Raw genomic sequence first — 13895 nt, forward strand, 5'->3', positions numbered from 1 at the left:
CAATTCCCTTTTGGTAGGACCTATAATTTTGAAAGCGTCATTTCCCAAATCTGCTCCAACAGTTAACAAATTATTCCTCATATGTATCCCCCTTGAAAAAAATTATTGTAGAGTGCTGTATCCCCCTGTCTGATAGCATAATTATATATCTTAAAATAGGTCGAATCAATAAAAAATGTTGAAAATACTAGGGTTCGACAAAACTTCTTATATACTTATAAAACTAGTGGTTTTTCGATAATCTTAGTTTTTGACAAATGAGAAAACCATCCTTTATTATGAAAATAGATAATAAAACGAATGATGAGGTGGTTCTTGTGGAAAATAGTAGGGAACTTAAAGTTATTCATATAGCATCCTGTAAAGGATGTGGAAGACCCATGAAAGATGAGTGGCATTTCTGTCCCCATTGTACAACAAAAGTAGAAATGCAGCGATGTAATTGCTGTTCTAAAGAGATAAAAGCAAATTGGAGATTTTGCCCGTTTTGTAAAACCGAAGTAAAAAAGGGCAGAAAGCAGAGACTGGTATTTGAACATGGAAACCAGTGGCTAAAAGAACTACTCGGACAATAAGATAATGTAGAAAAGCTATCCTGGAAAAAAGGATAGCTTTTTGTTTGAAATGCAACATATGGTGTATCATATGGAGCACATGAAAACTCAATTCCACATGATATGAAAGCAAAGCTACAGCAATAAAAGGGATCAATGGTTTGCAGTGCTAGAATACAGAATGTTTCCAGGATGTTAGGATGGAGTGTCGATAACGAATGATCTCCATTCTTTTGTCATTTTTGGCATGATTGTTGCAATTAAACGATATATGTAAAAATCAGTTGGTGATAGATGCAGTATTTATAAGGACATTAGAAAGAGGTGGGAGATATGAAAAAGAAAATCAGTATCTCTATCATTTGTTTAGTACTCGTTGCGTTGATTCTATACATTGGGACTATGTATCATCCGCTGCAAAATGGTGTTTGTGGTTCAGGGATGCTTGCACTGCGAACCGTTGGAATCATAATTGGAATAATGATACTAGGATCTGTATTGCTAGACTTCAAGCGGTCCATGATGTACAAAACGTTGTGTTTAGGGTGTGCAGCAGAAATGGAGGAAGATTGGGTTATGTGTCCTTATTGTGGCTTAGAAAGAAGGGGTGATGATCTGCGATGATATTGGTAGGAATGATAATATTCGCCTTAATCATTTATCTTATCTATTCTGAAAACTCAAATAAATGCACATGCGAAACAGAAAATGCACGTGCGAAGTGCTATAATTGTGGACATTTAATAAAAGACGATTTTGTATACTGCCCAAAATGCAAAGTAGCACTTAAAGAAAAGTGCGAAGGCTGTAACAAATTAATAAATATTGCTTGGAGAAGCTGTCCTTATTGTAATACGAAGAGGGCTGATTTGTAATACTGGATTGAGGAGGAAAAAAAGTGAAAGAATTATTTAGGGTTGGAAATCTTGGAATATATGTATTTGGTGTAGCAATTGCTTTCGGTATGCTAGCTGGATTATGGGTTATGATGAAAGAAGCCAGAAGAAAAGGGATGGATAGCAGTAAAATGCTAGATTTAGCTCTATATACCATGATCGCTGCTGTTGTTGGGGCAAGAATATACTATATTTTGGCCTTTAATTTTGACCATTACCTTCAAAATCCTATAGAAATATTTCATTTCCGCAGTGGAGGCTTGTCCATACAAGGGGCGCTAATATCGGGTATTTTATATGCTCTATGGTATACGAAGAAAAACAATATTTCATTTTTAAAAGCTGCGGATACTTTTGCGCCAGGGATTATCATTGGACAGGCCATTGGGAGAATAGGTTGCGATGTATTTGGGGTTCCGATGAAAAATATCTATCCATGGGCAGTGAAAGTTGGCAATCAATTATTGCACCCTGCACAGTTATATGAAATGTTTTTAGATCTAATATTATTTGCCTATCTTTGGAGAGGGCGAACCAGGATAAAATACAACGGAGAATTATTTATCAAATATATTATAGGATTTTCAATAAATAGGGCTATCGTTGAATTTTTTAGAAGTAACCCTATCGTAATTCAACCTTTTTCAATAGCGCATATGACGAGCTTTGTTATCATTGTTTTGGCGCTATTTATTGGAAGAATTATCAAGCGTAAGCAATCAGATTTTCAGAAGGATTTAGTAGGCAGTGAAGCCAATGTTTCAATTTTGGAATATGTATTCATTGCTGCTATTGGCTTGATAGGCACATGGATATATTACAACATTCATTCATAAGAACAACAGATTTGATGACGGAATGGGATAAGCTATTAATAGCTAATTGACTTATATTGTTCAAAGGGAGTGACGAAAATGGATGACCATACGGAGAAAATAAGAAGAAGATATGATAGGGTATCAGCTATATATGATATTTTTGAAAGTCCTATGGAATTAATGGCACTTAAAAAATGGCGTTTGGAAGTAATGAAGGAGTTAAGTGGGAAAGTACTCGAAGTAGGGGTTGGTACAGGAAAAAACATAGAATACTATCCTGAAGGATTAGATATAACAGCCATTGATTTTAGTGAGAAGATGTTGGCCAAAGCAAAGGATAAAGCAGAAAGACTTGGAAAGAAAGTAAATCTCCGACACATGGATGTACAAAAGTTAGAATTTCCAGACCAGACCTTTGATACCATATTCACAACTTGTGTTTTTTGTTCTGTACCTGATCCGATAAAAGGGCTGAAAGAGATGGGACGGGTATGTAAACCAAACGGAAAAATCATCATGATCGAGCATGTAAGAAGTGAAAGCGCGGTATTAGGGTTGGTGATGGATCTATTCAATCCACTGGTTGTAAACCTTTATGGTGCAAATATCAATAGGCGCACTGTGGAGAATGTGTACAAAGCTGGTTTTACCAAGGTTGAGGTTAGTAATCTCTCTAGTGATATTGTAAAGAAAATACAAATCTTATTTTGATTTATCGAGGGCATCTACAGATAATCTGTAGGTGCTTTATTATATTTGCTCTACTGTATTATAACCGTAGGTATGAACTTCCCTGCAAGACCTGAATTTATTTTTTACGGATGATTAGGGGGACAGTGGACAAGATATCATTTGCTATATTAGGGGCATCGTAATACAATAAAGATTAAGAATATTGGTTGATTGTAGCCCCTATAAAGAATGGCATTATTATATTAGACATTTGTGACGCAGAGGAATATATCAAAACAATGCCAGGTGGATTTATCGGTTATCGGTCATAGAAGATAAACATCGGCAGGACTGAAGGTGATATCTTGCTAAAAAAAATAAGAAATACATCACTACAAGTGAAAATCACATTTATTTTTGTGACAATGACTTTGTTCATTTTATTCATTTTGGGCGTGACATTCTATACAAATAGCATTGAGACCTTTAAGGCGTCAAAAGAAAAAGAAATGACCACGATTGCCGTTGAAACTGCCAATAAAATCGAGCGGTTTCTATTTGAGCGTTCAGCAGATATCAACGTTCTATCAGAATCAAAAATTCTAACAATGGCTGAAGTACAAGATAGTACGCGGCGCCACTTCTTAGAAAATGTGATGAGCGCTTATAAGGCCTATGATAGTATCTTTGTCATTGACTTGGAAGGCAATGTAATGCTGTCTACTGGTAATGTGCCAGATATTAAAGAGATACAAGAGAATTTTACAGGTACAAAGTTCTATATATCAGATATATTTAAGCAAGACAATGGTGAAAGTTTAATATTTTTTTCTAGACCATTGATCAATGAAGATGGGATTCATATTGGTGCTGTTGTAGAGGCCATGAATTTTCATTCGATTGAAGATATTATAGACAATGTAGCGATTGGAGAGACTGGCTATGCCCAACTAGAGATAGTAGATTCCAGCGTTAATGTAGATCAAAATGAAAAGATGACAGAAATAACAGATCGCGGGATCAAATATATTTCAGTTAACACGCCTGTTCAAGATTTTCAATCACATAAAGCACAATGGCGTGTGAAAATTCTACAAGAAGAAGGGGAAGCATACAAGGTAATAGATGATTTTACCAAGTATCTTTTGCTGGTATTGTTTGTAATTTTTATTCTGTTTTCTTTTTTATCAATCATTATTTCTAAACTGATCACTGAACCTATAAGAAATTTGATGGATAAAATGAATCAATTGATGAAGAACAATAAGAGATATAATATGAAAAATCAAACGAGAGATGAAATAAAGAATTTAACTTTTTCTTTTGATATTCTGCTTGAACAATTGAATTTTATGATGCAGATGGTTTTGGAGAAGACAGGAGAAGCTGCGTACATGGATGAAATCAATGAGAATATCAAAGAGATCTTTGAAAGTATTCCAAACGGTATTTTGACAATAGATGCAAAAGGTGAGATCACATCCATTAATCGATCGGCAGGGCAGATTTTGAAATTGAATAATGAGAATCAAAGCTATATATCCGTTTATGATACTGAAGTGCCAGGGCTTGGAGATTTTTTTAAGATTCTCAAAAACAGTTTGATGAATGACATTAAATATAGTGGAGAAATTTGCTATATTTCAGATGGTCAAGATGGATGTACCCCCATCATCTTCAATACCCTTAGGCAGACAGATCCAGATGGAGTTCTGATAGGGATGACTGTAATAATTAACCATTTGGAAGAAAAGAAACGGTTTCAAGAGCGCATTTTTAGAGCAAAACGATTATCGGAACTTGGTGAATTGTCAGCAGGCGTTGCCCATGAAATTCGAAATCCATTGGCATCGATCAAAGGGTATGCCCAGATTGCGCGGATGGAATTGGATGAAAATCATCAGAGCTATAAAGATTTAACCATTGTGCTCAATGAAGTGGAAAGATTAGATAGAATCATCGAGCGATTTATGGCTTTTGCACGACCAAATCAACCAGTGAAAACCTGGGTTTCTATGGGTGATTTAATTGATGAGACGATTAAACTCATACGCAACGAATTTATGGAAAAACAAGTAAAAGTGCGTTTTATCAGATGTAAGAATGATAAGTTGCTGATAGATTACGAGCAGATGAAACAAGTGCTCATTAATATTTTAATCAATGGGATTCAAGCTTCTTCTCAAGGAGACGAAATCCTTGTAAGAACCAATCGACTTGAAGAAAAATCATTTTTTATTATTGAAGTCATTGATCAAGGAGATGGAATCAAAGAAGAAATGATGGATAAGATTTTTACTCCTTTTTATACCACCAGGGAAAAAGGATCAGGACTGGGTTTATCCATTTCTACTCGAATTGTTGAAAATCATAAAGGCGTCCTCGAAATAGACAATACACTGAGTAAAGGCACAAGGGTATTGATTAAATTACCAATGAAGGGAGAACTTTAATGTGAGGGGCATAACAATTTTAATTGCTGAAGATGAAGAAAATCTAGCGCAGTTATTAGATCGAATTTTTGAGAGGAATGGCTATAAGACCTATGTTGTAAATAATGGAGAAACAGCACTGAACATCGTTAAAACTCAGCATATTGATATTGTGATAACCGATATACGTATGCCTGGACTTGATGGTATTTCTCTTTTAAAAGAAATTAAAGCTTGTGATCCTTATATTGAAGTCCTTGTGATGACCGCTTTTGCAAACTTAGATACAGCTATTGATGCAATAAGGATGGGCGCAAGGGACTATATTCGCAAGCCTTTTGATATTGATGAAGTACTGGAGGCAGTTGAAAAAGCAGCATTATTAGTAGGGCATCATTCAGAATATGATGTTCATAAACTCAAAAGTGATGAAATTTTAGTTGCCAACAGTCCATCTATGAAAAGTTTGAAAAAGCTTATTGAAAAAGTTGCAAGCAGTACGGCGACTGTAAACATATATGGTGAAACGGGCGTGGGGAAAGAGCTGGTGGCGAAAGCAATCCACGAATTAAGTGACCGTAGGGAGCACCCCTTTATTACAGTGAACTGTTCTGCGCTTCCTGAGACCCTCTTGGAAAGTGAACTATTCGGCTATGAAAAAGGTGCCTTTACAGGAGCATTTGCCCGTAAACTTGGACGTTTTGAACTTGCCAATGGCGGAACTATTTTTTTAGATGAGATAGGTGACATCTCACCGGTCATTCAGCTAAAACTTTTGAGAGTGATTCAGCAAAAAGAGTTTGAACGTCTGGGAGGCACAAAGACTTTACCTTTAGATCTTCGTGTGATTACAGCAACCAATAAAGATCTGAAAGCCCTTGTGAAAGAAAAGAAGTTTAGAGAAGATTTGTATTATAGATTGAATGTAATACCTATTGAAGTAGCGCCATTGAGGGAAAGAAAGGAAGATATCCAAGAATTATTGAATACCTTTATAAGGATAGCTAGTAAGAATAATAAAACCCCTATAAAAAAATTATCTGATGAGGCATTAGAAGCTTTGCTCAATTATCCTTGGCCTGGCAATGTTCGTGAGTTAGAAAATATTGTTGAAAGGATTATTGTAATTAGTGAGGAACCTATTATTGAGCTATCTGATTTACCAGAATATATTCGCACAGGAATAGACAATGGGAAAACGAATAGCCTGGATGTCCATAAGGATGAAGTAGAAGAACGTATTATTCGTAATGCGATTCTTGAATCGCAAGGCAATATGACAAGAGCTGCAGAAAAACTTGGCATTTCGAGAAGATCCTTGTATCGTAAAATTCACAAATACGGCATTGACGATAATCGGATGGTTTAATTCAATATTAAATGGGACAAAGCTGTCACAGTGTGACAACTTTGTCCCATTCATTTGCAAGCAATTATGCGCTAAAGTAGGTAGAAACCTACTTCTTTTTTTGGCACATTCTTTGCTTAATTTGATAATGCATCATATAAAAACATAAAGGAGGAATTATAATATGGGTTTTGATACTGGCAGTACCGCATTTATGTTAATTGCTACAAGCTTGGTTATGCTTATGACACCAGGATTGGCATTTTTTTATGGTGGTCTTGTAGGCAGAAAAAACGTTATCACAATCATGATGCAAAGTTTTGTGTCATTAGGGATTACGACAATCCTTTGGTACACGGTTGGTTATTCTCTAAGCTTTAGTGGAGATATTGGTGGGATTATTGGAAATTTAGATATGATGTTTTTGAAGGGTGTGTCTATTACAGATGCTTTATCTCCTACAAACAATATTCCATTAATCGTGTTTATTGCTTATCAGATGATGTTTGCAGTCATCACACCCGCATTGATTACAGGCGCTTTTGCAGACCGTGTAACCTTTAAGGCGTATATGATATTTCAAATTGCTTGGCTAATGCTAGTGTATTTCCCATTTACCCATATGGTTTGGGGTGGTGGCATTTTGGCTCAATGGGGTGTTCTTGATTTTGCTGGCGGCATTGTTGTTCATGTAACTGCTGGAATGGCGGCATTAGCTTCTGTCTTCTTCGTTGGAAAACGATGTACTAAGCCGAGTGAACCCCATAACATTCCGCTCATTGCAACAGGAACAGCTTTGTTGTGGTTTGGTTGGTATGGATTCAATGCCGGGAGTCAGCTTCGCGTAGACAGCATCACAGCATTGGCATTTTTAAATACAGATATTGCGGCCTCTTTCGCAGCAATTGTATGGTTGATTATTGAATGGAAAGAAACAGGTAAGCCTAAATTTATTGGGCTGTTAACAGGTGCGGTGGCAGGCTTGGCGACGATTACACCTGCAGCAGGCTTTGTGAGTACACATACTGCAGCGCTCATCGGTATTATTGCAGGTGTGGTATGTTATCTAGCAGTTAAACTAAAAAATAAACTCCAATGGGATGATGCCCTTGATGTATGGGGGGTACATGGTGTAGGTGGTATTTTAGGTGTTATTTGTTTAGGTATTTTCGGTAGCACTGCTGTTAATAGTGCTGGTGCGGACGGACTAATTTATGGAGGTACTCAATTTTTCTTAGTTGAAATAGGTGCAGTTATTTTTACAGCAGCTTATGCTTTCGTAATCTCTTATGCGTTGCTAAAATTGATAAACTATATGACACCAGTACGTGTGACAGACGAAGTTCAGAATTTTGGATTAGATATAGAACTTCATGGAGAACATGCTTATTACATTGATTAAGTGATGGGATAATTATTATTTATTATGGTAGATGCGAAGTATACTGTACGGTTGATTCTAAAAAATAAATTTATACAAAAAAAGAAAATAAAAATTTGAGAAAAATGTGGATAATGAGCAGATTTCACGCTGCCTTTGTCCACATTTTTTATGCAGAAAAGAGATATAGAACAAAAAAAGTTATGTGTAAACATTATAACACTGTTTATATAAAATTTAAAAGGTTGAAAGTGAATGAGAAAATTTATCATAAAAGAATTGACAATAGGAAAGAGGGCATGCTATATTGATAAAGATTAATAATGAAAATCATTATCAATAAAAGGAGGAGTGTTGGTGAAAATAGTTTATCAAAGAAAAATATGTTTCATGCTGTCGTTGGTGATTTTAATGAACTTATTCTTAGTTATTCCAGTGCATGAAACATTTGCAGCAAGTGAAAATCAATGGGAGGAGATAGGGCCTAACGCAGGAGAGTTTACCCATGTGTTTGTCGTTGAAAATCAATACATAGGCGTTCGGAAAAACGATAAAAAATCTACGGTATATGTAGGAAATGGAACATCCTGGCAAGTAATGCTGGATAATGTTAATGAAATTGAAGCTGCTTTTCGTACGGAAAGTGGTGACGTATATTTGGTAGGCAGTAAAAATGGAACTTCTTTCTACAAGAGTACAGATGGAGGTCAGAGCTGGAGTAATCTAAGCGGTAAGTTTCCTTCAGGAATTAGCGGCAGTAATAAAGTGGAAGGGATCTACGTAGATGATGATGAGATTTATTTTGCAGTAGAAAAGAAGGGACTCTATTATTCCGATAATGGGGGAACCACTTGGCAGATAAAGAATGGCAATCTACCACCTGAGCCTGGAAAAACTGATTATGATGTCCGGGCTATCTGGGAATATAATGATAGTCTTTATGCAGGCACGAAAAAACAAGCAGTATATGAAGCTGTTTATGAGGAAAACTGGGTCTCTTTGAAGGGAGGAGATGGACTCAGCGGTGATGGAAAAGAAGTATTTGATGCGGTATTCATGGGAGATGATATGTTCATTGGTACGAAAAATGGCGTATATCAAACGAAGCTTTCGGATTCAGCCCAGGGCTGGAGCAAAATTGCAGGGCTCAATGATGAAGTGAAAGATTTATTCCAAGTAGCTGATCGAATTTATGCCATGGCAAAGAATGCAAAAAATCTGTATTATTACGATTCGGAGCAAGAAAAGCTTGTGGCCTTTACGAAGCCTTCTTCTGGCGTTACGATAGATGAACTTAGATATATTGACTACGATGAACCGCATTTTATCGTCGCCCATAAAAAGGGAATCCTTAAAGTCTTGAACCCGTTTTCTGATGAAGAGAATGAAGAAACAGAAGGGGTAGTCAATAAAGGGGCCATCACATCCCTGATTAATACTATCCAGTCAAAATACAATGTTGCGGTAGAAGGGTCTGGGGCAGGGCAGTATCGACCAGGATCAAAGGCACTGCTGCTGGCAGCTATTGATGCAGCTGCTGATGTTAGGGATAATGCTACTACCCAAGAAGAAATTGATCAGGCGATAATCGGCTTGAATTCAGCATTGGCGCAATTTGAAGCTTCCCTAAATCCTGATGCTTGGCAGGAAATCGGGCCTGATCAGATGGATGGTAGCCATGTTTTTGCCATTGGGAATAAATATTTGCTGATCAGAAAAAAAGATGAAAAATCAACTGTCAGCTTAAGAAATTTGGAAGGAATATGGGCCGACAAGTTCGTGAATATTCCTGAAATTGATGCTGCGTATAGATCCAGCAACGAAGTGCATATGATAAGCAGTAAAATAGGACAAGCTTTTTACAAGAGCAGCGATGGAGGAGAGTCTTGGGTGGACCTTCTTCAAAACGGCAGAACACTGCCTTTAGGCGTAAGTGGAAGCAAAATTGAAGCACTTCATGTAGAGAATCAAAATATATATCTAGTGGTGGAAAAGAAAGGATTGTACTACTCTGCTGATGGGGGAGAAACATGGCAATCGAGAAATGGTAATCTTCCACCTGAGCCAGGGAAAAGTGATTATGATGCTAGGGCCTTATGGAAATACGATGGAAAGCTTTATGTGGCGACTAAAAAGCAGGGATTATATGAATCCGCTGATGGTCTCAACTGGAGCACGTTGAAGAATAATCAAGGTTTAACCACAGAAAAGGCAAGAGAAGTATTTGATGTATCTTTTCAAAGTAATATTGTATACATCGGCACCAAGGATGGTGTGTATCAGACGGACTTATCTGATCAGACCCAGGGATGGAGCAAGATCAGTGGTTTGAACGATGAAGTGAAAAATATGAAGAAAGTATCTGGTCGAATCTATGCTACAGCAAAGGAAGGTAAAAACCTGTACTATTATGATTCCTTTGGAACTTTTAGACCTTTCAACAACAAGCCTTCGGGTTTGAGCGTGGAGGAACTGAAGTATATGGATCATGATGGGCAATATTTTGTTGTTGCCCACAAGAAGGGGCTGTTGAAAATCGCGGATGGGTATATGGAGTTAACAGCTACTGGTATAGCAGACACTATTACCAACATCCAAGCTCCGTATATGAATGCAACCACGTTGGTACTACCAACTGTACCACAAGGTTTTACTCTTACGATTGATTCTTCCAGTAATCCTGAGGTGATTAACCTCAATGGAACTATTGCGCCGCCGGAGGCTGAGACGGTGGTTACCCTCGTACTGAAAGTCATCAATACCCATGATGGAACCAAAGCTCTTACGCAGCCAATTCAAGTGGTAGTTCCTAAAAAAGGAGTAGGTGGAGATCAAGATGGAATATATGAAGGGATTGGCAACGGAAGAAATGGAGTCATTCGGGTTGAAGTAATTATCAGTGGAAATCAAATCGTTTCCATCAAACTATTAGAGCACAGTGAGTCTATAGAACGTAGTGATGTTGCCAATGTATTGACATTGATTCCTCAAAAAATTATCAATGAACAGAAGGTTGAGGTAGATACTGTTACTGGAGCTACGCTAACCAGTGCCGGAATTATTAAAGCAGTTGCTAATGCTTTAAGGGAAACCTCCTTTGTCAGTGTTCCAGGGGATGAATGGCAAGACCTTACACCAGATGGACAAGAAGGTACTTTGGTCTTTGCCGTAAAAGGAAAATATCTGTATGTCAGCAAAGATAAAGACAGTAAGAAATCTACGATTAGATTGCGCAGTGAAAACGGGAATTTCGAAGTAAAACTGCAAAATGTCAATGAAATAGAAAGCGGCTATCGCGTGCCTGGCACGGACAGCATCTACTTAATAGGACGAAAAGAAGGCGCCATCTTCACAGTTAGTCATGATGGGGGAGAAACATGGAGTAATCCTATCGAACCATATGGGATAGGAGCAGAAAAGGTGGAATCCCTATTGGTTCTATCTGAAAATGAAATGTATATCTGTGTAGGTAAATATGGATTGTATCGTTCAATAGATGGAGGAAGTAACTGGATGCTATTCAATAATGATCTTCCTAAAAATCCAGAAAAAGATAGTGAATATGATGTGCGTAAAATCTATACAATCAATGGGTCATGGTATATAGGTACTAAAAAGCAGGGACTCCTTACTTCTGCCGATAGCATTAGTTGGATTCCGTATAAGAAAGATGGATTATCCTCTGAGGGAAAAGATGTTTGGGATATTTACAAAGATGGTAATACCCTTTATATGACGGGTAAAAATGGAATGTGGACAACTAATGTCAATGATACCAGTGGCTGGACACAAGTTCCTGGCTTCAGCGGTGAAGGTAGAAAAATCATGGCAGTCGGAGAGCGAATTTATCTAGCTGCTAAAAATTTAGTTATGTATTATCTACAGGGCGGGGTTTTAAAAGCCATGGGAAACAAACCCACTGCTATTTCAGGAGAAGATCCGAAGAGTATGGATTATGCAGACGGATATTTTGTTGCTGCCCATAAGTACGGTCTAGTAAAAATCAAGGATTTACTTCAGGTAGATACGCCTCCAGATGGTACATCGGGAGCCACACCTTCAGATGATGGAGATGAAACAGACGGTACATCGGGAGCCACACCTTCAGATGATAGAGATGAAACGGATGGCACATCAGGAGCTACTCCTTCAGGGAGAAATACAGGAGGCACAGGAGAAACCGATAATAAAGGTGCGGGAAAAATTACCCTGACAGAAAAAGACATTGTGAAAGATTCTTCCGGAAAAGCTGTTGTAACGCTTACACAAGATCATATTAGAAAAGCATTTGAGGGAAATAGTAACAATGCGGTTATCGAAGTAGTTATTTCTGGAGACTTCCCAGAAATAGAGCTTAAGATTGATAGGGCAGCCTATCAGGAAATGAGGAATAAAGAAGCTTCACTGATCATTACATATCCTGGTGGAAATTATATCCTTCCTTTACAATTAGCTGCTTTGGATGAAATGTCAAAAGAACTGGGTGTATTGTCAGATATGACTTTGATTGTGAAGAAGGTAGATGCTACAGATGCCATGATAGGAGATTATCAGCTACTGGCACAGCCGTGGGAATATATACTGAAGGCACAGTTTGAAAAAGGCACAACTGTGATTTCGGATTTTGGGAAACAGTTTATTGAAAGAAGTATTATAATCGATTCAATCATTGATTTTAAGAAGAGTAATGGTGTCGTATTTGAAAATGGTAGTTGGAAACCAGTACCTACAATCTTTAGGATAGAAGACGGAAAAACGATCGCTACTATCAAAAGAAATTCAAACAGCATATATAGTGTTGTAGGATATAATAAGACTTTTGGAGACATTAAGAATCACTGGAGTCAGGAAGTCGTTGAACTGCTTGCTTCAAAAATGATTCTTAATGGATTGGGTGACGCTTTCGAGCCCGAAGGTTTTTTGACAAGGGCGCAGTTTACAACAATGCTGGTCAAGGGACTAGGATTAAAGCTGATCGAAGAACCAATGAATAGATTTTCAGATGTGGTGCCAGGCAGCTGGTATGAAAACTATGTTTATACTGCAACTTCCTTTGGAATCACCAGTGGATATGAAGACGGAACCTTTAGGCCGGAAAAACTCATTACGAGAGAAGAAATGGCTGTGATGGCCACGCGGGCAATTGAGTTGGTAAAGGGGCTGGAGAAACTTGAAATTCTCCCGGGAGTGACGCAAGTGAAATGGACTGATGGAGCATATGAGGGAACTGCAACAGGGGCCTATGGAACACCGCTTCGTTTAAAGGTTCAGGTTAAAAGTGGTGAGATTCAAAAAATTGATGCATTAGAAATGAATGAAACACCGAATATTGGCAGTGTGGGTGTAGAGAAGACTATTGAAAAAATAATCCATGCCCAATCTACTGAGGTAGATGTCTATACAGGAGCGACTATATCCAGTAAGGCTGCCATGAAGGCTGTATCGGATGCTTTAGCAAAAAGTAAAGACACCTCGAAAAGTGAGGTGAAAAATAATCCGGCACAGTATAATCCATTTATTGATGAAAGCCAAATGAGCAGTTGGACAAGGGAAGCGATTCAATATGCTTCTCAAACAAAGCTCCTTAATGGATATACAGATGGAAGCTTTAGACCGAAAAATACTTCCAAAAGAGCGGAGGCAGCGGTTGTCATTAAGAATGTACTGGAGGCCTTAAAATTTATTTCTTTCTAATAAATTGAAAATAACAGCTTCAACGAATACGTTGAAGCTGTTATTTTTCTATAAGAAAGCAGCTCTCCCTCGGTATTCCAACAAGGGAGAGCTGGGAGAT

The 13895-nt window shown here is 37.7% G+C and carries 9 protein-coding genes; all 9 read left to right on the forward strand.

The features are described from left to right. Nucleotides 1–257 precede the first annotated feature (257 nt). The 9 genes from HNQ80_RS16480 to HNQ80_RS26510 all read left to right on the forward strand — a co-directional run bounded on the left by HNQ80_RS16480 (nucleotide 258) and on the right by HNQ80_RS26510 (nucleotide 13795). Nucleotides 258–575 (forward strand): zinc ribbon domain-containing protein, encoded by a 318-nt coding sequence (locus HNQ80_RS16480; protein WP_207727056.1) that lies wholly within the window; start codon nucleotides 258–260, stop codon nucleotides 573–575. 312 nt (nucleotides 576–887) lie between these two features. Then, nucleotides 888–1178 (forward strand): hypothetical protein, encoded by a 291-nt coding sequence (locus HNQ80_RS16485; protein WP_184311773.1) that lies wholly within the window; start codon nucleotides 888–890, stop codon nucleotides 1176–1178. 11 nt (nucleotides 1179–1189) lie between these two features. Continuing rightward, a complete protein-coding gene (locus tag HNQ80_RS26690) occupies nucleotides 1190–1429 on the forward strand; it encodes a double zinc ribbon domain-containing protein (RefSeq protein ID WP_408626321.1) in 240 nt (79 codons plus the stop codon). A gap of 23 nt (nucleotides 1430–1452) precedes the next feature. Then, nucleotides 1453–2286: a prolipoprotein diacylglyceryl transferase gene (gene lgt / locus HNQ80_RS16495; RefSeq protein ID WP_184311775.1), complete on the forward strand. Its 834-nt coding sequence runs from the start codon at nucleotides 1453–1455 to the stop codon at nucleotides 2284–2286. 78 nt (nucleotides 2287–2364) lie between these two features. Continuing rightward, nucleotides 2365–2979 carry a class I SAM-dependent methyltransferase gene (locus HNQ80_RS16500; protein ID WP_184311776.1) on the forward strand — a complete coding sequence of 205 codons (615 nt, stop codon included), beginning with the start codon at nucleotides 2365–2367 and terminating at the stop codon, nucleotides 2977–2979. A 326-nt stretch (nucleotides 2980–3305) separates the two neighbouring features. Then, a complete protein-coding gene (locus HNQ80_RS16505) occupies nucleotides 3306–5393 on the forward strand; it encodes an ATP-binding protein (protein ID WP_184311777.1) in 2088 nt (695 codons plus the stop codon). Nucleotide 5394: 1 nt separating this feature from the next. Further along, complete coding sequence (locus HNQ80_RS26010) at nucleotides 5395–6741, forward strand: sigma-54-dependent transcriptional regulator (protein WP_184311778.1); 1347 nt, start codon at nucleotides 5395–5397, stop codon at nucleotides 6739–6741. A gap of 163 nt (nucleotides 6742–6904) precedes the next feature. After that, entirely contained in the window at nucleotides 6905–8122 is a 1218-nt protein-coding gene (locus HNQ80_RS16515) for an ammonium transporter (RefSeq protein WP_184311779.1), read from the forward strand. Between the two features lie 336 nt (nucleotides 8123–8458). Then, the gene (locus HNQ80_RS26510) at nucleotides 8459–13795 is read left to right on the forward strand and encodes an S-layer homology domain-containing protein (protein WP_184311780.1); all 5337 of its coding nucleotides are present in this window, start codon (nucleotides 8459–8461) and stop codon (nucleotides 13793–13795) included. The last annotated feature ends 100 nt before the right edge of the window (nucleotides 13796–13895 follow it).

The sequence above is a fragment of the Anaerosolibacter carboniphilus genome, assembly GCF_014205875.1.
GTDB lineage: Bacteria > Bacillota > Clostridia > Peptostreptococcales > Thermotaleaceae > Anaerosolibacter > Anaerosolibacter carboniphilus.

What these genes read in the sequence shown, in the direction of transcription:
- HNQ80_RS16480 (WP_207727056.1), top strand. Translation starts at nt 258, where the DNA reads ATGAGAAAACCATCCTTTATTATGAAAATAGATAATAAAACGAATGAT.
- HNQ80_RS16485 (WP_184311773.1), top strand. Translation starts at nt 888, where the DNA reads ATGAAAAAGAAAATCAGTATCTCTATCATTTGTTTAGTACTCGTTGCG.
- HNQ80_RS26690 (WP_408626321.1), top strand. Translation starts at nt 1,190, where the DNA reads ATGATAATATTCGCCTTAATCATTTATCTTATCTATTCTGAAAACTCA.
- HNQ80_RS16500 (WP_184311776.1), top strand. Translation starts at nt 2,365, where the DNA reads ATGGATGACCATACGGAGAAAATAAGAAGAAGATATGATAGGGTATCA.
- HNQ80_RS16515 (WP_184311779.1), top strand. Translation starts at nt 6,905, where the DNA reads ATGGGTTTTGATACTGGCAGTACCGCATTTATGTTAATTGCTACAAGC.